General features: G+C 72.0%; 20 protein-coding genes. 17 read left to right on the top strand and 3 right to left on the bottom strand.

The window, feature by feature from the left end; translation table 11 throughout:
* Window positions 1–140: 140 nt before the first annotated feature.
* The 4 genes from Mco01_RS25965 (at window position 141) to Mco01_RS25950 (ending at window position 3,143) form a co-directional block, all read left to right on the top strand.
* Entirely contained in the window at window positions 141–1,121 is a 981-nt protein-coding gene (locus Mco01_RS25965; protein WP_204059478.1) for a TerC family protein, read from the top strand.
* A 123-nt stretch (window positions 1,122–1,244) separates the two neighbouring features.
* Window positions 1,245–1,919, top strand: coding sequence for a phosphatidylserine decarboxylase (locus Mco01_RS25960; RefSeq protein WP_372444989.1), 675 nt, complete (start codon window positions 1,245–1,247; stop codon window positions 1,917–1,919).
* Window positions 1,906–2,742, top strand: a complete 837-nt coding sequence (gene pssA, locus Mco01_RS25955; RefSeq protein WP_036318460.1) for a CDP-diacylglycerol--serine O-phosphatidyltransferase — start codon at window positions 1,906–1,908, stop codon at window positions 2,740–2,742. The genes Mco01_RS25960 and pssA overlap by 14 nt, the downstream gene beginning before the upstream one ends.
* A gap of 104 nt (window positions 2,743–2,846) precedes the next feature.
* Entirely contained in the window at window positions 2,847–3,143 is a 297-nt protein-coding gene (locus tag Mco01_RS25950) for a hypothetical protein (RefSeq protein WP_036318462.1), read from the top strand.
* A 27-nt stretch (window positions 3,144–3,170) separates the two neighbouring features.
* Here Mco01_RS25950 and Mco01_RS25945 read toward each other — a convergent pair whose 3' ends face one another.
* The 3 genes from Mco01_RS25945 to Mco01_RS25935 form a co-directional block, all read right to left on the bottom strand.
* Window positions 3,171–4,544 (bottom strand): GntT/GntP/DsdX family permease, encoded by a 1,374-nt coding sequence (locus Mco01_RS25945; RefSeq protein ID WP_204059477.1) that lies wholly within the window; start codon window positions 4,542–4,544, stop codon window positions 3,171–3,173.
* 174 nt (window positions 4,545–4,718) lie between these two features.
* Window positions 4,719–5,363 carry an MBL fold metallo-hydrolase gene (locus Mco01_RS25940; protein WP_204059476.1) on the bottom strand — a complete coding sequence of 215 codons (645 nt, stop codon included), beginning with the start codon at window positions 5,361–5,363 and terminating at the stop codon, window positions 4,719–4,721.
* A gap of 30 nt (window positions 5,364–5,393) precedes the next feature.
* Complete coding sequence (locus Mco01_RS25935) at window positions 5,394–6,185, bottom strand: maleylpyruvate isomerase family mycothiol-dependent enzyme (RefSeq protein ID WP_204059475.1); 792 nt, start codon at window positions 6,183–6,185, stop codon at window positions 5,394–5,396.
* Window positions 6,186–6,451: 266 nt separating this feature from the next.
* Here Mco01_RS25935 and uvrA point away from each other — a divergent pair, with 266 nt between their 5' ends.
* The 13 genes from uvrA to Mco01_RS25875 all read left to right on the top strand — a co-directional run bounded on the left by uvrA (window position 6,452) and on the right by Mco01_RS25875 (window position 22,373).
* Window positions 6,452–9,292, top strand: coding sequence for an excinuclease ABC subunit UvrA (uvrA, locus tag Mco01_RS25930; RefSeq protein ID WP_204059474.1), 2,841 nt, complete (start codon window positions 6,452–6,454; stop codon window positions 9,290–9,292).
* Between the two features lie 158 nt (window positions 9,293–9,450).
* Window positions 9,451–9,909 carry a Rieske (2Fe-2S) protein gene (locus Mco01_RS25925; RefSeq protein WP_204059473.1) on the top strand — a complete coding sequence of 153 codons (459 nt, stop codon included), beginning with the start codon at window positions 9,451–9,453 and terminating at the stop codon, window positions 9,907–9,909.
* Between the two features lie 186 nt (window positions 9,910–10,095).
* The gene (uvrC, locus tag Mco01_RS25920) at window positions 10,096–12,117 is read left to right on the top strand and encodes an excinuclease ABC subunit UvrC (protein WP_204059472.1); all 2,022 of its coding nucleotides are present in this window, start codon (window positions 10,096–10,098) and stop codon (window positions 12,115–12,117) included.
* 169 nt (window positions 12,118–12,286) lie between these two features.
* A complete protein-coding gene (gene rapZ, locus Mco01_RS25915; protein ID WP_204059471.1) occupies window positions 12,287–13,156 on the top strand; it encodes an RNase adapter RapZ in 870 nt (289 codons plus the stop codon).
* Window positions 13,157–13,591: 435 nt separating this feature from the next.
* Window positions 13,592–14,608 (top strand): gluconeogenesis factor YvcK family protein, encoded by a 1,017-nt coding sequence (locus Mco01_RS25910; RefSeq protein ID WP_204059470.1) that lies wholly within the window; start codon window positions 13,592–13,594, stop codon window positions 14,606–14,608.
* 63 nt (window positions 14,609–14,671) lie between these two features.
* Complete coding sequence (gene whiA / locus Mco01_RS25905; protein ID WP_036318474.1) at window positions 14,672–15,652, top strand: DNA-binding protein WhiA; 981 nt, start codon at window positions 14,672–14,674, stop codon at window positions 15,650–15,652.
* Window positions 15,653–15,915: 263 nt separating this feature from the next.
* Complete coding sequence (gene gap / locus Mco01_RS25900) at window positions 15,916–16,920, top strand: type I glyceraldehyde-3-phosphate dehydrogenase (protein ID WP_036322583.1); 1,005 nt, start codon at window positions 15,916–15,918, stop codon at window positions 16,918–16,920.
* The gene (locus Mco01_RS39290) at window positions 16,920–18,107 is read left to right on the top strand and encodes a phosphoglycerate kinase (RefSeq protein ID WP_239103920.1); all 1,188 of its coding nucleotides are present in this window, start codon (window positions 16,920–16,922) and stop codon (window positions 18,105–18,107) included. Before gap ends, Mco01_RS39290 begins: the two co-directional genes overlap by 1 nt.
* Entirely contained in the window at window positions 18,108–18,887 is a 780-nt protein-coding gene (gene tpiA, locus Mco01_RS39285; RefSeq protein WP_239103919.1) for a triose-phosphate isomerase, read from the top strand.
* A 119-nt stretch (window positions 18,888–19,006) separates the two neighbouring features.
* On the top strand, window positions 19,007–19,237 hold the full coding sequence (gene secG, locus Mco01_RS25890) for a preprotein translocase subunit SecG (protein ID WP_036318479.1): 231 nt from the start codon (window positions 19,007–19,009) through the stop codon (window positions 19,235–19,237).
* Window positions 19,238–19,312: 75 nt separating this feature from the next.
* Window positions 19,313–19,660, top strand: coding sequence for an RNA polymerase-binding protein RbpA (locus Mco01_RS25885; protein WP_084369337.1), 348 nt, complete (start codon window positions 19,313–19,315; stop codon window positions 19,658–19,660).
* Between the two features lie 314 nt (window positions 19,661–19,974).
* Window positions 19,975–20,514: a TlpA family protein disulfide reductase gene (locus Mco01_RS25880; protein ID WP_204059469.1), complete on the top strand. Its 540-nt coding sequence runs from the start codon at window positions 19,975–19,977 to the stop codon at window positions 20,512–20,514.
* Entirely contained in the window at window positions 20,511–22,373 is a 1,863-nt protein-coding gene (locus Mco01_RS25875) for an ABC transporter ATP-binding protein (RefSeq protein WP_204059468.1), read from the top strand. The genes Mco01_RS25880 and Mco01_RS25875 overlap by 4 nt, the downstream gene beginning before the upstream one ends.
* The last annotated feature ends 51 nt before the right edge of the window (window positions 22,374–22,424 follow it).

The raw sequence follows: 22,424 nt of genomic DNA, 5'->3' as shown, positions 1-22,424 counted from the left end.
GGACGAGTTGGGGGGGAGTATCCCTTCGCGACAGTCCCGTCATCACGGCGTTGCGCCCGGGGCTGGCGGTCCGCCACGGCGTGTGCGGGCGGGAGAGACCTCCGGCAGTGTGTTCGACGCGCGTGCCGGAGGGTTTGGACATGAATTTTCCCCTGTGGGTCTGGCTGGCCGTCATCCTGGGACTGATGGTCGTGGTCGCCGTCGACCTGTGGATCGTGGACCGTGGTGAGCCACGGGAGTTCTCCGTGCGGCAGGCGGGCATCTGGGTCGGCTTCTACGTCTGCCTCGCCGTGCTGTTCGGCGTGGTCTTGAGCATCTGGGCGGGTGGCCAGGCTGGAGGGGAGTTCTTCGGCGGCTATCTGACCGAGTACAGCCTCAGTATCGACAACTTGTTCGTCTTCTTCATCATCATGTCGCGGTTCGGGGTGCCGCGGATCTACCAGCACAAGGTCCTGCTGGTGGGCATCGTGCTCGCGCTCGTCATGCGCGGCGTCTTCATCGCCATCGGCGCCGCCGCGCTCACCCGCTTCAGCTGGCTGTTCTACGTCTTCGGCGTCTTCCTCGTCTACACCGCGTACACGCTGATCCGCGACCACGGCAAGGGCGAGGAGGAGTTCACCGAGAACCTGCTGCTGCGCTGGGCGCGCCGGCTGTTCCCGACCACCTCCGACTACGTCGGCTCACGGGTCACGGTACGGGTCGACGGCAGGCGCATGGTCACCCCGATGCTCATCGTGATGATCGCCATCGGGACCACCGACCTGCTGTTCGCGCTCGACTCGATCCCGGCCATCTTCGGGCTCACGAAAGACGCGTTCATCGTCTTCTCCGCCAACGCGTTCGCCCTGATGGGACTGCGTCAGCTCTACTTCCTGCTGGGCGGCCTGCTGCAGCGCCTGGTCTACATCAGCTACGGGCTCGCGTTCATCCTCGGTTTCATCGGGGTTAAGCTCATTGTTGAGCAGTTGCACGACAGCCACGTGTCATGGGCTCCCCAGATTCCCATCTGGGTCTCGCTGACGGTCATCGGCGCCACGATGACCGTGACGACCATCGCGAGCCTGCTCAAAGCCCGCAGCCGTGACGAGGTGGTCGCTCCGGCGGAAGCCTCGCAGGGCTAGCGAAACGGGCAATGACCCTGTTTGCTTGTCTCGTTTGTGCCGTGCGATGACCGTGGAATCGGTAACATCGATCGCTAACGCGCATTCCGGTCCATAGTCGCCTTCCGAGTACAAAGGTTCCCTGTGTCCAACGATTCGTTGCCCCGCGACCCCGGCTCCGGGTACGCGGCAAGTTCCCGGGGCCGCATCCGGCTCGCGCGGGGGGTCTCGCCGTGGCTGGCCCCGGCCGCCGCTGCCGCGGCCGTGACCACGCTCCTCACGCGCAGGTCGTCCCGCTGGGCGCTGGCGGCGGTGCCGCTCACCGCGCTCACCGGGGGGATGCTCTGGTTCTTCCGCGACCCCGAGCGCGTGCCCGGCGAGGGCCGGCTCATCTCGCCGGCGGACGGCGTGGTGCAGAGCATCGACCCGTGGCCGGACGGCCGGACGAGGGTGGCGATCTTCATGAGCCCCCTGAACGTCCACGTCAACCGGGCTCCGGCGGCCGGCGCGGTGACCTCCGTGGAGCACGTGGCTGGAGGCTTCGCACCGGCGTTCAACAAGGACAGCGACAAGAACGAGCGTGTGGTCTGGCACTTCGACACGGCTCTCGGCGACATCGAACTCGTGCAGATCGCGGGCGCCGTCGCCCGCCGCATCGTGCCGTACCTCGCGGCGGGAGCGAAGGTGTGGCAGGGCGAGCGGATCGGCCTGATCCGGCTCGGTTCCCGGGTGGACGTCTACCTGCCCGAAGGGGTGGCCCCCGCGGTCACCGTCGGCCAGCGCACGACCGCGGGGGTGACACGCCTTGACCACATCTGATCTCGGCGCCGACGCCGTCTGGCCCGTGGAGGAGTCGGACGAGCCGCGCGGCCCGGTCGGCAAGGCGTTCCGCCTGTCGGCCGCCGACTCCCTGTCGCTCGGCAACGCGCTCAGCGGCTTCCTCGCGGTCTGCGTGCTCGCCTGGTCGGCGATCACCGACCTCCAGTCGAGCCACAAGTTCGAGCCCGACCCCCGCTTCTTCGGGACGGCCGTGGTCCTGCTGCTCGTCGGCGCGACCTGCGACCTGTTCGACGGCCTGGTGGCCAGGAAGTTCCGCGCGTCCGCGATGGGCGCCGAGCTCGACAACCTGGCCGACGTGATCAGCTTCGGCTTCGCCCCGGCGTTCATGGTGGTGGTGTGGGGCGGGTTCTCCGGACGGCTCCCGCTGCTGCTCGTGCTGTTCGCGGCCGGGTCGATCCTGCTCGCCGGCGTCGTGCGGCTGGCCCGCTTCGCCTGTGTGAAGACGAAGAGCGGCGACTTCATGGGCCTGCCGATCCCGATGGGCGCCATGACCGTCGTGTCGATCGTGCTGCTCTTCCAGCCGAGCTACTTCACCATCGCGGGCATCGTCGCGGTGGCGTGGCTGATGGTGAGCCGCATCGAGTACCCGAAGCCGAAGGGCAACCTGGCCGCCGTCGTGCTCGCCTGGATGATGATCAACGTGGCCTGCCTGACGATCTGGGCGGCCCGTCTCGCCGGGGGCGACCAGCTGATCACCGTGGGCGCGACCATGCAGATCGCCATCGTCTCTGCCATCCCGTTGCGCGTTCTCATGTTCAAAAAGCAGCAGCGCAGGGAACGACGCTCGATGAACGTGGGCTGACGTCGGTGAGCGGACAGGGGCCCCGATCGGCGGGGCCCCTAGTCTTGGGCCCGGCCACCTCATCTGGAGACAACGCCTAGTCCAAAGACGGAGCCCTGGTCGACATGCCTCGTGAGCACACCCGGACGTATTTCCTCGGCAAGCTCGCACGCGAGCTGGAGATCCGCGGGCTGGAGGCGTCGCTGCGCCCCGACCCGCCCTCACTCAAGGTGCGCGATCCCGACGCGGCGCTGTTCAGCGAGACGGTCGACTGCGTGGCCATGTCGGACGGCTGGTTCTACCGCTGGTCCTGGGGCGACGTGGTGGAGAGCGCCGACGAGCCGGCCGCCGCGGCCGACCGCATCGTGAAGGTCTTCACCACGGGCGACCCCCGGCCGCATCCCAGCCTCGGCGAGGCCTGATCCCGCGTCCGCTCGGAGCCGGTCGGGTCAGACGACCAGGCCGAGCAGGAGCACGCAGGCGAACGACACCACAGAGATGATCGTCTCCATGACCGACCAGCTCCGGATGGTCTGCCCGACGGTCATCCCCAGATACTCCTTGACCAGCCAGAACCCCGCGTCGTTCACGTGGGAGAAGAACAGCGAGCCCGAGCCGATCGCCAGCACGAGCAGGGCGAGGTGCGCGGGGCTCAGCCCGGCCGCCAGCGGAGCGGCGATGCCGGCCGCGGAGATCGTCGCGACGGTGGCCGAGCCGGTGGCCAGCCGGATGCCGACGGCGATCAGCCATCCCAGCACCAGCACCGGCACGTGGGCGCCCTGAGCCGCCTGGCTGATCACCTTGCCGACGCCCGAGTCCACGAGCGTCTGCTTGAAACCGCCGCCCGCTCCGACGATGAGCAGGATCCCGGCGATCGGCGGCAGCGCGTCCGCGATCACGGAGGAGATCCGGTCGCGGCCGAACCCGGCGGCCCGTCCGAGCGTGAACATCGCCACGACCACCGCGACCAGCAGCGCGAGCAGCGGTGTGCCGAGCACGTCGAGCACGGCCCGGACGCCGTTGCCGTCCGGCAGCGCGATCTCGGCCACGGCCCGGCCCAGCATGAGCACCACCGGCAGCAGGATCGTGGCCAGCGTCACGCCGAACCCCGGCCGCCGCTCGGTCGCACCGTCCCTCGCCTCGGGGACGAGGCGCTCGGGCGGCACGGCGTCCACCCAGCGGGCGGCGAACCGGCCGAACAGCGGCCCCGCCACGATCACGGTGGGGACGGCGACCAGCAGACCCAGGCCAAGCGTGATGCCGAGGTCGGCCTTGAGCGTGCTGATCGCGACCAGCGGACCCGGATGCGGGGGGACGAGGCCGTGCAGCACCGACAGGCCGGCCAGGGCGGGCACGGCCACCAGCATCAGCGGCCGGGAACCGCGGCGGGCCACCAGCAGCACGACCGGGATCAGCAGGACCAGCCCGATCTCGAAGAACATCGGCAGGCCGATCAGCACGGCGATGAGCGTCATCGCCCACGGCAGCGCCCGCTCGCCGCTGCGGCGCAGAATGCCGTCCACGATCTCGTCCGCCCCGCCCGAGTCCGCGAGCAGCTTGCCCAGCATGGCGCCGAGCGCGATCAGCACGCCGACGCCGGCGACGGTCGTGCCGAGGCCGGTCGAGAAGCCGTCGATCAGCTTGGCGAACGGCATGCCGGCCGCCAGGCCGAGCACGCCCGAGCCCAGCGCGAGCGCGAGGAACGGGTGGACCTTCAGCTTGGTGATCAGCACCACGATGACGGCGATGCCCGCAAGGGCGGCCACGATCAGCCGGGTGTCGTGGCCGCTCCAGGCGGCGGCCGCGCTCGCGAGGGGGGTCATCCGGGGGCTCCTCCGACGAATCCGTGCCGGTGCCGCTGCCCGGAAAACACGTTAAATCACCAGATGTGCGCCCGCGTCTGCGTCGCCGGCCGTCCCGGCCCGCCCTCCCGCCGTGCGGCCGGCCGGCTGTGTCCCCGCCCGCCGGCCGCGGGCGTGCTCACCGGGTGGGGCCGTTCACCACCCGCGGGCCTTCCACTCCGGCAGGGACGGGCGCTCGGCGCCCAGCGTGGTGTCGCGGCCGTGGCCGGGGTACACCCACGTCTCGTCGGGCAGCCGGTCGAAGATCCGTTCCACGACGTCGGTGTAGAGCTGCTCGAACCGGGCCGGGTCCTTCTCGGTGTTCCCCACGCCGCCGGGGAACAGGGAGTCCCCGGTGAACAGGTGGCGGTCCTGGTAGAGCAGCGCGATCGACCCCGGCGTGTGGCCGCGCAGGTGGATGACATCGAGCGTGACGACGCCCACCGTGACCCGGTCGCCGTGCCCGACCTCCAGGGTGACCGGGACCGGCAGCTCCGGGGCGTCCAGCGGATGGGCCACCACCTGGGCGCCGGTCGCCTGGGCGACGTCCTTCAGGGCGCCCCAGTGGTCGAGGTGCCGGTGGGTGGTGACGATCGAGCTGATCGGCATGTCGCCGATCAGCTCCAGCAGCCGGTCCGGCTCGGCGGCCGCGTCGATCAGCAGGCCGTCGCCGGTCTCGGTGCAGCGCAGCAGGTAGGCGTTGTTGGCGAAGTCGCCGACCTCGATCTTCGAGATCGTCAGCCCGGGAAGCTCCCGGACGTCGGCGGGGCCGCCCCTCGTGACGTCTCCGGTGTAGCTCATGGTCCTCCCCATCTCTCTCAAGGGGTAACGCTAGTCATCGGCCGGGGGCCAGGACGGCGGGGGCTCGGCCGGCAGGCCGGGTGGCGCCGGCAGCGCCAGCCACGGCGGCGGCTCGGGCGGCCGGATGCTGAGGCCCTGGCCCGCCGAGCGGCCGGTCAGCCAGGCGAGCAGCTCCCGCGGCGCCCCCTCCACGGAGGGGCCGTCGCCGAGGCCGCGCCACACCCGGACTCTGGAGGAGCCCACGGGCGAGCCCGGCGGCGCCGGCTCCCGGGCGACGATCTCGCTCACCGGGCCCCGGCCGTACGGCCAGGAGAGCATGCTGTCGTACAGGTCCCAGCGGACGTACGCGTCCGGCCAGTCGCGCCAGCCGTACCCCGTGCCGAGGTCGGAGTGGTGCACCTCCACCTCCCGCAGCCGCCGCATCGGGACGTACCAGGCCGGGTGCGGGGGCGGGCGCATCGCGCTCACGGTCGCCCGCCAGGCCGAGGGAGGCGTGCTCTCGATCGCCCGCTCGAGCCGCTCGGCGCTCATCCGCAGGTCGTCCACCAGTTCCCGGACCGGCCGTACGGCTCCCGCCGCGATCGCGGCCTCACGCGCGTCGAGCGTCGGGTACTGCGGCGTGCGCACGCCGGTCCTCGCCCACGTGAGCAGGTTGACGTAGCTGTCCCCGTTCCGGGCGACGTGGGCGAGCACGTGCCCGATGGTCCACCCGGGCAGCAGCGACGGCGCGCGCACGTCTTCGTCGTCGAGCCCGGCCGCCGTCTCCAGCAGCCGCTCGGTGGACGCGGCCAGCTCGGCGCGGTAGTCCTCCATCACCGACATGAGGCAATCATGGACCAGCGGCTCCGGCGCGCGGCCACCGGGAAGACCGCGCAGCGGCGGGCGGTTCTACAAGCAGGGGTTTCCACCGGACGGCGGGCGCGGGTTTGACGGAAGCCATACCCTGAAAGAGCGGGGGCGTGACCGTCGAGACGGGTCGAGACACCCGGCCCCGCCCCGGCCGCCGGACGATGCCCCCGGAATTGTCGGTGGCTCTGGATAGCCTGCCCAAGCACCTCCATTCACACCATCGACCTATCGGGACCACCGTGGCTGACCGCCTGATCGTGCGTGGCGCACGTGAGCACAACCTGAAGGACGTCTCGCTGGACCTGCCGCGAGACGCTCTGATCGTCTTCACCGGGCTCTCGGGCTCCGGCAAGTCGAGCCTGGCCTTCGACACGATCTTCGCCGAGGGTCAGCGGCGTTACGTCGAGTCCCTGTCGGCGTACGCCCGGCAGTTCCTCGGCCAGATGGACAAGCCCGACGTCGACTTCATCGAGGGCCTGTCCCCGGCCGTCTCCATCGACCAGAAGTCGACCAGCCGGAACCCGCGGTCGACCGTCGGCACCATCACCGAGGTCTACGACTACCTCCGTCTTCTGTGGGCCCGGATCGGAAAGCCCCACTGCCCCCAGTGCGGCCGCCCGATCGCCCGGCAGACCCCGCAGCAGATCGTCGACCGCGTCCTGGAGCTGGAGGAGGGCACCCGGTTCCAGGTGCTCGCGCCGGTGATCCGCGGCCGCAAGGGGGAGTACGCCGAGCTGTTCCGCGAGCTGCAGACCAAGGGCTTCGCCCGGGCCAGGGTGGACGGCACGGTGGTCCGGCTGGAGGAGCCGCCCGCCCTCAAGAAGTACGAGAAGCACGACATCGAGGTCATCGTCGACCGGCTCGCCGTCAAGGAGAGCGCGCGGCGGCGGCTGACCGACTCGGTGGAGACCGCCCTGCAGCTGTCCGGCGGCACGATCACGCTCGACTTCGTCGACCTGCCCGAGGGCGACCCCAACCGGGAGCGGTTCTACTCCGAGCACCTCTACTGCCCGTACGACGACCTGTCGTTCGAGGAGCTGGAGCCCCGGTCGTTCTCGTTCAACTCGCCGTTCGGCGCCTGCCCCGAGTGCACCGGCCTCGGCACCCGCATGGAGGTCGACCCCGAGCTCGTCGTGCCCGACCCCGAGCGCACGCTGGGCGACGGCGCGATCAGCCCCTGGGCGAACGGGCACACCAGCGACTACTTCATCCGGCTCATCGAGGCGCTGGGCCACGCGCTCGGCTTCGACCTCGACACGCCGTGGGAGCGGCTGTCCAAGAAGGCCCAGAAGGCGATCCTGCACGGCCACGACGAGCAGGTGCACATCCGCTACAGCAACAGGTACGGCCGGCAGCGCTCCTACTACACGACGTTCGAGGGCGTCATCCCGTGGGTGCAGCGCCGCCACGCCGAGGCGGAGAGCGACAGCAGCCGGGAGCGGTTCGAGGGCTTCATGCGCGAGGTGCCCTGTCCGGCCTGCCGCGGCCGCCGGCTCAAGCCCGTCTCCCTCGCGGTCACGGTCGGGGACGCATCGATCGCCGGCGTGTCCGCCATGTCGATCGGCGAGTGCGCGGCCTTCCTGTCGGGGCTCAAGCTGTCCGACCGCGACATGCACATCGCCGAGCGCGTGGTCAAGGAGATCAACGCCCGGCTCGGCTTCCTGCTCGACGTGGGCCTCGACTACCTCACCCTCGACCGCGCGGCCGGCACGCTCGCCGGCGGCGAGGCGCAGCGGATCCGGCTGGCCACCCAGATCGGCTCCGGCCTGGTCGGCGTGCTCTACGTCCTGGACGAGCCGTCCATCGGCCTCCACCAGCGCGACAACATGCGGCTGCTGGAGACCCTGATCCGGCTGCGCGACATGGGCAACACGCTGATCGTGGTCGAGCACGACGAGGACACGATCGCGGCCGCCGACTGGGTGGTCGACATCGGGCCCGGCGCGGGCGAGCACGGCGGCCAGGTCGTCGTGTCCGGCACGGTCAAGGAGCTGCTGGCCAGCGAGCAGTCGCTCACCGGCGCCTACCTGTCGGGCCGCAAGTCGATCGTCGTGCCCGCGTCGCGGCGCAAGCGGGACCGCAAGCGCCAGCTCGTGGTCAAGGGCGCGCGGGAGCACAACCTGACCGGCGTCGACGTCGAGTTCCCGCTCGGCGTGTTCACCGCGGTGACCGGCGTCTCGGGCTCGGGCAAGTCGACCCTGGTCAACGACATCCTCTACAGCGCGCTCGCCAAGGAGCTGAACGGCGCCCGCACCGTGCCCGGGCGGCACTCCCGGGTGCTCGGCACCGACCTGGTCGACAAGGTCGTCCACGTCGACCAGTCGCCGATCGGCCGCACGCCCCGGTCCAACCCGGCCACCTACACCGGCGTGTTCGACCACGCGCGGAAGCTGTTCGCGGCCACGACCGAGGCGAAGGTGCGCGGCTACCTGCCCGGCCGGTTCAGCTTCAACGTCAAGGGCGGCCGCTGCGAGGCCTGCTCGGGCGACGGCACCATCAAGATCGAGATGAACTTCCTGCCGGACGTCTACGTCCCCTGCGAGGTCTGCCACGGCGCCCGCTACAACCGGGAGACGCTGGAGGTCCACTACAAGGGCAAGACGATCTCCGAGGTCCTCGACATGCCGATCGAGGAGGCGCTGGAGTTCTTCGACGCGATCCCCGCGATCCGCCGCCACCTGCAGACGCTCAACGACGTCGGCCTCGGGTACGTCCGGCTCGGCCAGCCGGCCACGACGCTGTCCGGCGGCGAGGCCCAGCGCGTCAAGCTGGCCTCCGAGCTCCAGCGGCGGTCGACCGGGCGGACGGTCTACGTCCTCGACGAGCCGACGACCGGTCTCCACTTCGAGGACATCCGCCGGCTCCTCGGCGTGCTCAACCGGCTCGTCGACGCGGGGAACACCGTGATCGTGATCGAGCACAACCTCGACGTGATCAAGACGGCCGACTGGGTCATCGACATGGGCCCCGAGGGCGGCTCGCGGGGCGGCAGGCTCGTCGCCACCGGGACGCCGGAGGAGGTCGCCCGGGTGGAGGAGAGCCACACCGGCCGCTTCCTCGAGAAGATCCTCGGCCTGTGACCTGGGCGTCCAGTGCGTATTTATCCGCAGTTTTATGGCCTTCCCTGCATCATGCTGAACCAGCATGGCGGCGAGAGCCGTACCTAACGACATAGGTGACGCATAGCGGTGCGGATCGGGCGCAGACGCCCGGGCCGGCCGTGGAGGGAAGGACGAGCATGACGGATACGACACGCCGCGCTGTGATCTTCGGTGCGGGAGGGGCCGGCCTGGCCGTGGCGCTGACGGCCTGCGCCGGATACAGCTCCGGCGATTCCCAGGCGGTGCCCGCGGCCGACCAGGGCACCGCGGACTCCACCGCCACCACGGCGGAGGGCGGCGGTGGCGGCGGCGACGCGATCGCCAAGACGTCGGACGTGCCCGTCGGCGGCGGCAAGGTGCTGGAGGACCAGAAGATCGTCATCGTGCAGCCCACGGCCGGCGACTTCAAGGCGTTCAGCGCCGTCTGCACCCACCAGGGCTGCACGGTCGGCAGCGTCTCCAACGGCACGATCAACTGCCCCTGCCACGGCAGCAAGTTCAGCGCCAAGGACGGCTCGGTCGCCAACGGCCCGGCCACGCAGCCGCTCGCCGAGAAGAAGATCACGGTGAACGGCGACAGCATCAGCCTGGCGTAGGCGCGCCGCGGACTCCGCCGTCGCGACGCGACTCCGGCGGATCCACGGGACGCGACCCACGCGGTGACGCCCCCAGCCCCTCGATCGGCGGCCGGGGGCGTCCGCGTCTCCCCGGCACGACCGGTCACCGCCGGATCGTGATCGTCGGCGGCCGGACTGTCGGTCGGGCCAAGTAGGCTTGCAGTTGTGGCGGATCCGGCAACCTACCGACCGGCGCCCGGATCGATTCCCGAATCGCCAGGCGTCTATCGCTTCCGCGACCCGGGCGGCCGGGTGATCTACGTGGGCAAGGCGAAGAGCCTGCGCCAGCGGCTGAACTCCTACTTCGCCGACTTCGCCGGGCTGCACCCGCGGACCCAGACGATGCTGACGAGCGCCGCCTCCGTCGACTGGACGGTGGTCAACACCGAGGTCGAGGCGCTCCAGCTCGAGTACTCGTGGATCAAGGAGTTCGACCCCCGGTTCAACGTGAAGTACCGGGACGACAAGTCGTACCCCTTCCTGGCCGTGACGATGGGGGACGACTTCCCCCGGGTCCAGGTGCTGCGGGGCGCCAAGCGCAAGGGCACCCGCTACTTCGGCCCGTACTCCCACGCCTGGGCCATCAGGGAGACGGTCGACCTGCTCCTGCGCGTGTTCCCCGTGCGCACCTGCTCGGCCGGGGTGTTCAAGCGGGCCGGGCAGATCGGCCGGCCCTGCCTGCTCGGCTACATCGACAAGTGCTCGGCGCCCTGCGTCGGCCGTGTCAGCCCGGAGCAGCACCGGGCCCTCGCCGAGGACTTCTGCGACTTCATGTCCGGCAACACCGGCCGGTTCATCAAACGGCTCGAGCGTGAGATGCGCGAGGCGGCGGCCGTCGAGGAGTACGAGCGGGCAGCCCGGCTGCGCGACGACGTCCAGGCCCTGCAGCGGGCGCTGGAGAAGCAGACGGTCGTCCTCGGCGACGGCACCGACTGCGACGTGATCGCCCTCGCGGAGGACCCGCTGGAGGCGGCCGTCCAGGTCTTCTACGTGCGCGGCGGGCGCATCCGCGGGCAGCGCGGCTGGGTGGTCGACAAGGTCGAGGAGGCCGCCACCGGCGAGCTCGTCGAGCACTTCCTGCTCCAGATGTACGGCGAGGCCTCCATCCCCAGGGAGATCCTCGTCCCGGCCCTGCCCCCGGAGACGGACGCGGTGATCGAGCTGCTGAGCGAGCAGCGCGGCGCCCGCGTCGACCTGCGCGTCCCGCAGCGCGGGGACAAGAAGAGCCTGATGGAGACGGTCGAGCGCAACGCGAAGGAGTCCCTGGCCCAGCACAAGCTGCGCCGCGCGAGCGACCTCACCACCCGCAGCCGCGCCCTCCAGGAGATCGCCGACGCCCTCGACCTCGACCAGGCCCCGCTCCGCATCGAGTGCTACGACGTCTCGCACATCCAGGGCTCCAACGTGGTGGCGTCCATGGTCGTCTTCGAGGACGGCCTCGCCCGCAAGAGCGAGTACCGCCGGTTCTCCATCAGGAGCGGCGACGGCGACGTCGCGTCGATCTACGAGGTGATCTGCCGCCGCTTCAAGCGCTACCTCGAGGAGCGCGTGGCCACCGGGGAGCTCGACGGCGAGTCCGTCACCGGCGACCTGGGCGAGAACGGCGACGGGCCGGGCGGCATGAACGACGCGGGGGCGGGCGGCGGCGTGAACGGCGCCTCGCAGGCCGACCCCGGCGCGGGCATGCCGATCGACCCGGAGACGGGCCGGCCGCGCAAGTTCGCGTATCCGCCCAATCTCGTCGTGGTGGACGGCGGACCCGCGCAGGCGGCGGCCGCGCAGCGCGCCCTCGACGAGCTCGGCATCGACGACGTCGCCGTGTGCGGGCTGGCCAAGCGGCTGGAGGAGGTCTGGCTCCCCGGCGACGACCAGCCGGTCATCCTGCCCCGCGCGAGCGAGGGCCTCTATCTCTTACAGCGCGTCCGCGACGAGGCCCACCGGTTCGCGATCAACTTCCACCGGGCGAAGCGGTCGAAGAGCCTCAAGGAGAGCGCGCTCGACCAGGTTCCCGGGCTCGGACCGGCCCGCCGCCAGGCGCTGCTGCGCCACTTCGGGTCGGTGAAGCGGCTCCGCGAGGCGACGGCCGAGGAGATCTGCGCGGTGCCCGGCATCGGCCCGTCGACCGCCGAGGCCATCGTGGCCGCCCTTCGCGGCGAGAGTCCCTCCCCCGCCGGGCAGGGGTCATGACCCTTACGATGCGGCGTGCCGGTGGCGGGGAGCAGCGCACAGATGACATGCTCCGGCACGTAGGCGCTGCTCCGGGACGGAGCGCGCCGCATACGGATGGGAGCGCGCCGCCCGCGGGCGTGGCGGTGCCGCCGATGTCGCCGATGTCGAGCAGGGCGGTGAGCGGGCGATGAGCACCAACGAGCCGGCGTTCGTTGTTGTCACGGGCATGTCGGGGGCCGGGCGCAGCACGGCCGCGAAGGCCCTGGAGGATCTCGGCTGGTTCGTCATCGACAACCTGCCGCCCGGGCTGCTGTCCTCGCTCGCCGAGGAGGCCGGCCGGGTCAACATGGCCACCGACCAGGTGGCGGCCGTGGTCGACGTGCGCAGCCTCGCGTTCACGACCGACCTCAACGCCGCGATCGAGGAGCTGGTCGCCCGCGGCGTCGGCGTCCGGGTGGTGTTCCTTGAGGCCAGCGACGAGGAGCTGGTCCGCAGGTTCGAGAACGTGCGCCGCCCCCACCCGCTGCAGGGCGACGGGCGTCTCGTGGACGGCATCGACCGCGAGCGGGGCATCCTGCGGGAGATCCGGGCCAACGCCGACCTCGTCATCGACACGTCCCTGCTCAACGTGCACGAGCTCCGCAAGAAGATCGTCTCGTTCTTCGGCGGCGACGACCGCCCCGGGCTCAAGGTCAACGTGGTGTCGTTCGGCTACAAGTACGGCCTGCCGGTCGACGCCGACATGGTGGTGGACTGCCGGTTCCTGCCTAACCCCCACTGGGTGCCGGAGCTGCGCCCGATGAACGGCCTCGACGCCCCGGTCCGCGACTACGTGCTCGGGCAGCCGGGCGCCAAGGAGTTCCTCGACGGGTACGAGGACGTCTTCGGCGTGGTCGCCGCCGGCTACGCCCGCGAGGGCAAGGGGTACGCCACCCTCGCCGTCGGCTGCACCGGCGGCAAGCACCGCAGCGTCGCCATGGCCGAGCAACTCGGCGCCCGCCTGCGCGAACGCGGCATGGACGTCCAGGTCAGCCACCGGGACGTGGGCCGCGAGTGACGCCCGCGACCGGCGGCCGTCCCGCGGGCGGCGGTACGGGCGGGCATCCCTGCGGCTCGCTCCCGGTTCGCCCCGGCCTCGGGAACGGTCCCGGATCCGCCCGCGTGAGGGCCGGCCTCGGGGACGCCTCCGGTTCCGCCCGTGCGAGGGCCGGCGACGGGGACGCCTCCGCATACGGCCGGCGGCGGCCCGGTGGCGCCGGGAACATGTCCGAGGCCGCCCGGGCGGGTTCCGGCGCCTCGTGGTGTCGGAGCCGTCCCCCGGCCGGTTCCCATGCGGGCGTCTCCCCTTCCGAGGGGCGCCCCCGGCCCGGTTCCCCGGGCCGCCAGACGACGACGGGGGCGCCCCAGCCCGCCGTCCTCGCCGTACTCGATCAGGACGACACGGCCCGTCGGGGCCCCGCGGCGCGGGGCTCGCGGCGAGGCGAGGAGGACGATGAAGGAGCCCGCCGAGCCCCCGGCCCCCCACCACCCCCCGGCTCCCCGAGGCGCGGCGCCGCCGCGCAACTCCCTTCACGCCGGCCGCGCCCCCAAGGTCGTCGCGCTGGGCGGCGGCCACGGCCTGTACGCCTCCCTGTCGGCCCTGCGCAACGTCACGACCGACCTCACGGCCGTCGTCACGGTGGCCGACGACGGGGGCTCCAGCGGCCGCCTCAGGCGTGAGCTGGGCGTCCTGCCGCCCGGCGACCTGCGGATGGCCCTCGCCGCGCTGTGCGGCGACGACGAGTGGGGCACCACGTGGAGCGAGGTGGTCCAGCACCGCTTCCGCAGCGAGGGGGAGCTGCACGGCCACGCCGTGGGCAACCTCCTCATCGTCGCGCTGTGGGAGCTGCTCGACGACCCCGTGGCGGGCCTCGACTGGGTGGGCCGCCTGCTGGGCGCCCACGGCCGGGTCCTGCCGATGGCGTCGGTACCCCTCGACCTCCAGGCGGAGGTCGAGCTGGACGGCGTCGTCACGACCGTGCGCGGCCAGGTCGCCTGCGCGCTGACCCCCGGCCGGGTGCGGTCGATCTCACTGCTCCCGCCCGACCCGCCGGCCTGCCGGGAGGCGGTGGAGGCCGTCGAGGAGGCCGACTGGGTGGTGTTCGGGCCCGGCTCGTGGTTCACCAGCGTGCTGCCGCACCTCAAGGTGCCCGAGCTGGCCGAGGCGCTGCACGCCACCAGCGCCCGGCGGATGGTGGTCCTCAACCTCGCCCCGCAGCCGGGGGAGACCGACGGCTTCTCGCCGGAGAAGCACCTGGAGGTGCTGCGGGAGCACTCGCCGTCCCTGCTGATCGACGTGGTCCTCGCCGACACGAGCGTGGTGGGCGACCTCAGGGCCCTGGAGAAGGCGGCCTGGTCGCTCGGCGGGCGTCTGGTCGTGGCGGACGTAGCCGCTTATGACGGATCTGCACGCCACGACGGACCACGACTTGCCGCGGTCCTGGACGAGATTTTCCGCGAGAAGCGGTGATTGCCCCCGCTCCACGTGCGAGAGACTTGCGGGCAGAGTCTGTTTGGGGGAGGACACGCGCAGATGGCCATGACGGGTGTGGTGAAGGACGAGCTGAGCCGCCTATCGGTGCTCAAGCCTTGCTGCCGCAAGGCGGAGGTGTCGACGCTGCTGCGGTTCGCCAGCGGCCTGCACCTGGTCGGCGGGCGGATTGTGATCGAGGCCGAACTCGACACCAACGTCACCGCCCGGCGGCTGATCCGGGACATCGGCGAGGTGTTCGGCCACAAGGCCGAGGTGCTGGTGCTCGCCCCCGCCGGCCTGCGCAAGGGCTCCCGGTACGTCGTACGGGTCTACAAGGACGGCGAGGCGCTGGCCCGGCAGACCGGCCTGATCGACAACCACGGGCGGCCGGTGCGCGGCCTGCCCCGCCAGGTGGTGTCGGGCGCCACGTGCGACGCGGAGGCGGCCTGGCGCGGGGCGTTCCTCGCGCACGGCTCGCTGACCGAGCCCGGCCGCTCGATGTCGCTGGAGGTCACCTGCCCGGGGCCGGAGGCGGCGCTGGCGCTGGTCGGCTCGGCCCGGCGGCTCAAGATCCACGCCAAGGCCCGTGAGGTGCGCGGCGTCGACCGGGTCGTGGTCCGCGACGGCGACGCGATCAGCGCGCTGCTGACCCGCCTGGGCGCCCACGACAGCGTGCTCGCCTGGGAGGAGCGGCGCATGCGCCGCGAGGTGCGGGCCACGGCCAACCGCCTGGCCAACTTCGACGACGCCAACCTGCGCAGGTCGGCCCGCGCCGCCGTGGCCGCCGGAGCCCGGGTGCAGCGGGCGCTGGAGATCCTGGGCGACGAGGCGCCCGAGCACCTCGTCGTCGCCGGGCGGCTGCGGGTGGAGCACAAGCAGGCGTCGCTGGAGGAGCTGGGCCAGATCGCCGACCCGCCGCTCACCAAGGACGCGATCGCCGGGCGCATCCGGCGGCTGCTGGCCATGGCCGACAAGCGCGCGCAGGACCTCGGCATCGCGAACACCGAGGCCAACCTCACCGCCGACATGCTGGCCCCCTGAACCGGTCCTGACGCACTGAGCCGGCGCTGACGTCGCCCCGGCCGGCCTGCCGTGATCCCCGTACGGAGGATCCCGGGGGAGCGGCCGGCGGCGGCCGGCGTGAGGGGAGCACGGGGCGGGCGTTGCCCCCGTTTGACCTGACGCGCCGCGAAGGCGCGGCCCGTTGGTCTACACCAATTTGGGTCCGATAAGGTCTGTCATTGAGGTTTAACACAGCCACGGCGCCGGTGTGCCGGCGCACGACGTACGAGGAGATCGGATCCGTGAGCATCCGCGTAGGCGTCAACGGCTTCGGCCGTATCGGCCGCAACTTCTGGCGCGCTGTGGCGGCCAGCGGCAAGGACATCGAGATCGTCGCGGTCAACGACCTTACTGACAACGCCACGCTCGCCCACCTGCTGAAGTACGACAGCATCCTGGGCCGCCTGCCGTACGAGGTGAAGGCCTCGGCGGACGAGATCACGGTCGACGGCAAGGCGATCAAGGCCTTCGCCGAGCGTGACCCCGCCAAGCTGCCCTGGGGCGACCTGGGCGTGGACGTCGTCGTCGAGTCGACCGGCCTGTTCACCGACGCCACCAAGGCCAAGGTGCACGCCGAGAACGGCGCCAAGAAGGTCATCATCTCCGCCCCGGCGAAGAACGAAGACGTGACGATCGTCATGGGCGTGAACCACGAGATCTACGACCCGGCGGCTCACACGATCATCTCCAACGCGTCCTGCACCACCAACTGCCTGGCCCCGATGGCCAAGGTCATCAACGACACCTTCGGCATCGAGAAGGGTCTGATGACCACCATCCACGCCTACACGCAGGACCAGAACCTGCAGGACGGCCCGCACAAGGACCTGCGCCGCGCCCGCGCCGCCGCCCTGAACATCGTCCCCACCTCGACCGGCGCCGCCAAGGCGATCGGCCTGGTGCTCCCCGAGCTCAAGGGCAAGCTGGACGGCTACGCGCTGCGCGTGCCGATCCCGACGGGCTCGGCCACCGACCTGACCGTCGAGGTCAAGCGTGAGACCTCGGTCGAGGAGGTCAACGCCGCCCTCAAGGCCGCCTCCGAGGGCGCGCTGAAGGGCTACCTCAGCTACACCGAGGACGAGATCGTCTCCAGCGACATCGTCACCGACCCGTCGTCCTGCATCTTCGACGCCGGCCTGACCAAGGTCATCGGCAACCAGGTCAAGGCCGTCGGCTGGTACGACAACGAGTGGGGCTACTCGAACCGCCTCGCCGACCTGATCGAGTTCGTGGGCGCCTCCCTCTGATGATCGGGATCGACGAGCTCGACGTGAAGGGCCGGCGCGTCTTCGTGCGCGCCGACCTCAACGTCCCCCTGGACGGGGAGACGATCACCGACGACGGCCGCATCCGCGCGTCGGTGCCGACGATCAAGAAGCTGCTCGAGCGGGGGGCCAAGGTCGTCGTGGCCGCCCACCTGGGCCGCCCGAAGGGGTCCCCGACGCCGAAGTACTCGCTCGCCCCGGTCTCCCGGCGGCTGGCCGAGCTGCTCGGCGAGGACGTCGCGTTCGCGAGCGACGTCGTGGGCGACTCGGCGAGGAGCACGGTCGAGGCCCTCCAGGACGGGCAGGTCGCCCTCCTGGAGAACCTGCGCTTCGAGCCGGGCGAGGAGTCCAAGGACGACGCCGTCAGGGGCGAGTTCGCCGACAAGCTGGCCGCGCTGGCCGAGCTGTACGTCGGCGACGGCTTCGGCGCGGTCCACCGCAAGCACGCGAGCGTCTACGACCTGCCCAAGCGCCTCCCGCACGCCGCGGGCGACCTGGTGCTGGCCGAGGTCGAGGTGCTCAAGCGGCTCACCGAGGACCCGGCCCGGCCGTACGTCGTGGTCCTGGGCGGCGCGAAGGTCTCCGACAAGCTCGGCGTCATCGCCAACCTGCTGTCCAAGGTCGACCGGCTGCTCATCGGCGGCGGCATGGCGTACACCTTCCTCAAGGCCCAGGGCCACGAGGTCGGTAAGTCACTGCTGCAGGAGGACCAGCTCGACCAGGTCCGCGGCTTCCTGAACGAGGCCGCCGCCCGGGGCGTGGACCTGGTGCTCCCCGTCGACGTGCTGGCCGCCACCCACTTCGCGGCCGACGCGCCGCACGAGGTGGTGGACGCCACCGCCATCCCGGCCGACCGGGAGGGCCTGGACATCGGCCCGCGGACCCGCGAGCTGTTCGCCGGCAAGCTGGCCGACGCGCGGACCGTGTTCTGGAACGGCCCGATGGGCGTGTTCGAGTTCGAGGCGTTCTCCGGCGGCACCCGCGCCGTCGCCGAGGCCCTCGTCCGCTCCGACGCGTTCACCGTGGTCGGCGGCGGCGACTCGGCCGCGGCCGTGCGGCAGCTCGGCCTGCCCGAGGACGGTTTCTCGCACATTTCCACCGGCGGCGGCGCCAGCCTCGAGTACCTCGAGGGCAAGACGCTGCCCGGACTCGCCGCGCTGGAGGAGTAGATGGCCCGCAAGCCGCTGATCGCCGGCAACTGGAAGATGAACCTCAACCACCTCGAGGCCATCAACCTGGTGCAGAAGCTGGCGTTCTCGCTCACCGACCGCGACCACGACGCGGTCGAGGTGGCGGTGCTCCCGCCGTACACCGACCTGCGCAGCGTCCAGACGCTCATCGACGCCGACAAGCTCCGCATCGTGTACGGCGCGCAGGACCTGTCGCGCCACGACGCCGGGGCCTACACCGGGGAGATCTCCGGGGCGATGCTGGCGAAGCTGGGCTGCACGTACACGCTGGTCGGGCACTCGGAGCGCCGCCAGTACCACCACGAGGACGAGGCGGTCTGCAACGCCAAGGTCAAGGCGGCCTACCGGCACTCGCTCACGCCCATCCTGTGCGTGGGCGAGGGCCTGCCGGTGCGGCAGGAGAGCCGCCACGTCGAGCACACGCTGGCGCAGCTCGACGGCGCCCTCGACGGGGTCCCGGCCGACCAGGCCAAGACGATCGTGATCGCATACGAGCCGGTGTGGGCGATCGGCACCGGCGAGGTCGCGACGCCGAAGGACGCCCAGGAGGTGTGCGGCGCGATCCGGACGCGACTCGCCGAGCTGTACGACGGCGAGGTGGCCGCCGCGATCCGTATCCTTTACGGAGGCTCGGTGAAGTCGGACAACATCGCCGGCATCATGGCGCAGCCCGACATCGACGGCGCTCTCGTGGGAGGGGCCAGCCTCGACCAGGGCGAGTTCGTCAAGATATGCCGCTTTGGCGAGATCTCCGGCTAGCTGGGCCGTTTGGGGGGTGCGACTTGACAACAGGTCGTACCCTCATAGAGCAAGATTGAATCGTCACGCCGATGGCATCGCGCGAGACGCGCGCGCCCGGACATAGGAACAGGTCTACGGTGACAATCGGAATCTCCATCGCCCTCATCCTGTCGAGCGTCCTGATGGTCCTGCTCGTCCTGCTCCACAAGGGCAAGGGCGGCGGCCTGTCGGACCTGTTCGGCGGCGGTTTCTCGTCGTCCTTCGGCGGTTCGTCGGTGGTGGAGCGTAATCTGGACCGGCTGACCATCATCACGGGTGTCGTCTGGTTCGTCTGCATCATCGCGCTGGGTCTGCTGCTCAAGCCGTAGCGAGCGCCGCCCGGCAACGCGTGACAGAGATTCACCTCCCCCCGTCCGCGGGGCGATCGAGCAAGGAGTTCTTCGGTGGGTAGTGGCAACGCGATCCGTGGCAGCCGAGTCGGCGCGGGCCCCATGGGGGAGGCCGAGCGAGGCGAGGCAGCCCCCCGCGTGCGGGTCTCGTTCTGGTGCGCCAACATGCACGAGACGCGCCCGAGCTTCGCCAGCGACGCGCCCGTCCCGGAGTTCTGGGACTGCCCGCGGTGCGGTCTGCCGGCGGGGCAGGACCAGTCCAGCCCGCCGGCTCCGCCGCGCAACGAGCCGTACAAGACGCACCTCGCGTACGTGAAGGAGCGTCGCAGCGACAAGGACGGCGCGCAGATCCTCGCCGAGGCGCTGGAGCGGCTGCGCTCCTCCTCCCGCCCGATCTACTAGGTCGCCCAGGCCGTACGGCAGGCGTCGCGAAGGCCCTTCCCGGATCTCCGGGGAGGGCCTTCCGTGCTTCCCGGGCTGAATGTTTCCCGGGCTCCGTGTTTCCGGTGCTCCGTGCTTCCCCGGCCCCGTTCCGAGGTCCGGGCTGAGCGTGGGTGAAAGGTGCAGGTCTGAGGAGGCGGCCGTCAGCGGGCCGCAGGCCGCCGGCCTGCGCGGACGTGGACGGACCGGGATCACGCTTAACCGGCCACGCTAGCCCGGCCGGCCGCGCGTTCCGGGTCGCCGTTTCACGCGGCCCGCCGGCCGAGGATGCCGGCATGAACGCGCTGCTGTGGACCGTCACGGTGCTGGGCGCCCTCCTCGCGCTCGCCGCCCTCGCCGTCGCCCTGCTGGCCGTCCGGCGCTGCCGGGACCTGTACGAGGTGGTCTCCCGCCGCACCGCCCGCGGCCCCGTCCTGCCCGAGGCCGGCACACCGGTGCCGCCGACACGGGTGGTCACAGTCGACGGCGCCGTCGTCGACCTGGCGGAGCGGGGCGAGGACGAGCGCGTCCTCGCCTTCCTCACCACCGACTGCCCCGCCTGCGAGGAGCTCGCCGGCGGGCTGCGCCGCGCGCTCGCCGCCCTGCCGGCCGGCGCGCCGAGGCCGCTCGTGGTCGTCTCCGGCGGCGCGGCCGGGCGTGCCGTACACGTGCGGGACTTCGCCCCGGTCGCGCACGTAGCGGACGCCGACGGGAGGCATCCGCTCGCGGACGCCCTCGGCGTCACGGCCTTCCCCACCGTCCTGGTCGTGTCGGAGGGCCGGGTCCGGCGCGCCGGTCACGGCCTCGCCCAGGCCGGCCTGGAGGCGGTGCGGTGAGGGCCGTCCGCCGGGACGGCCGGACGGCGGGGACCCCGCGCGATCTGGCGCGCGCCGCCGCGGCCGCCGCCCGCCTGGGGCTCGCCGCCGGGCGCGGCCCGGCTCTGGTCGTCCTCGCGCTGGCGGTGCTGGAGGGGCTGCTCCCGCCGGTGTCCGCCTGGTTCACCAAGCGGCTCATCGACGCGCTGGCCGGCGGCCCGGCCGGGAACACGGGCCGGGTGGCGGTCGCCGCCGCAGGTCTCGCGGCCGCCGGCCTGCTGTCCGGGGCGCACCGCGGGGTCGCGTCCTACCTGTCCGGGACGCTGGCCCGGTCGGCCAGGCTCGTCGCGGCGGACCGGCTGTTCCGCAGGATCAACGAGCACGTCGGGCTCGACCGGCTGGAGAGTCCCGCGTACCTCGACCGGCTCCGCCTGGCCACCCAGGCGGGCGGCCAGGCGCCCGGAGAGCTCACCCGCTCGGCCGTCGGGCTGATCCGCGCGGCCGTCCAGGGAACCGGATTCCTCGCCACGCTCGTGATGGTCTGGCCGCCGAGCGTGCTCGTGGTCCTCGCCGGGGCCGTGCCCGCCGCGATTCTGCAGACCGGGGCCGGCCGGCGCAGGGCCGCCCTCACCGTACGGCTGTCGCCGCTGGTCCGGCGCGAGGTGACGTACCAGATGCTGCTGACCGACGTCGGCGCGGCCAAGGAGATCAGGCTGTTCGGCCTTGGGCACTTCCTGCGTGAGCGGATGCTGGCCGAGGCCCGGGCGGCGAGCGACGCCGAGGGTCGCCTGGAACGGCGGCTGACCCGCACCCACACCGGCCTTGAGCTGCTGGCCGGGGCCGTCACGGTCGCGGGCGTTGTCACCGCGGCCGCCCAGGCGGCGGCCGGGCGGATCACGCTCGGCGACGTGGCGCTGTTCCTCGCCGCCCTGACGGGTGTCTATGGAGCGGCGACGACGGCGACCGACGGGGTCGCGGGGGCGTACAAGGCGCTGCTGCTCTTCGGCGCGTACCGCGAGATCATCGAGGAGCCGCCCGCCGGCCCGCCGGCCGGTTCCGCCCCCCTCGCGCCCCTGCGCCGCGCCGTCGAACTGCGGGACGTGTGGTTCCGGTACGGCGAGGGCGCGCCCTGGGTGCTGCGCGGCGTCGACCTCGTCATCCCGCGCGGCGCGCGGATCGGCCTCGTCGGTGTGAACGGGGCGGGCAAGAGCACGCTGGTCAAGCTGCTGTGCCGGATGTACGAGCCGGAGCGCGGCGCCGTCCTGTGGGACGGCCGGGACGTCAGGGAGGCCCACGCCGCCGATCTGCGGTCCCGGGTGACGGCCGTCTTCCAGGACTTCGTGGCCTACGACCTGACGGCCCGGGAGAACGTCGGGGCCGGCCGGCTCGACGCCCTGGACGACCTCGAGGCGGTCCGCCGCGCGGCCCGCGCGGCGGGGATCGACGAGGCGCTGGCGGCCCTGCCGCGCGGCTACGACACGCTGCTGAGCAGGGTCTTCGCCGGGATGGACGACCGCGACGCCGCCCAGCTGTCGGGAGGTCAGTGGCAGCGGGTGGCGGTCGCCCGGGCGTTCCTGCGGTCCGGCGCCGACCTCATGATCCTCGACGAGCCCAGCGCCGGCCTCGACCCCGAGGCCGAGCACGCCCTGCACGAGCGGCTGATGGAGCTGAGCCGCGGCCGGGCGGCGCTGCTCGTCTCGCACCGCCTCAACGCGCTCCGGGACGCCGACGAGATCGTCGTCCTGGACGGCGGCCGGGTCGCCGAACGCGGCACCCACGCCGCCCTGATCGATCTCGGCGGCGTCTACGCCCGCCTGTTCGCGCTGCAGGCGGGCGGCTACCGGGACCGCCAGGTGCCGTCGGCCGCCGGAGGGAGGTGAGCCCGCCAGTCCTAGGCACCGAGACCGCAGAACACATCCGCAACCCGAAGG

The organism is Microbispora corallina (assembly GCF_016863035.1).
In the GTDB taxonomy this organism is placed as follows: Bacteria; Actinomycetota; Actinomycetes; order Streptosporangiales; family Streptosporangiaceae; genus Microbispora; species Microbispora corallina.
Note: the sequence above shows the minus strand (reverse complement) of the source record. Positions and strands in the feature narration are given on the sequence as shown.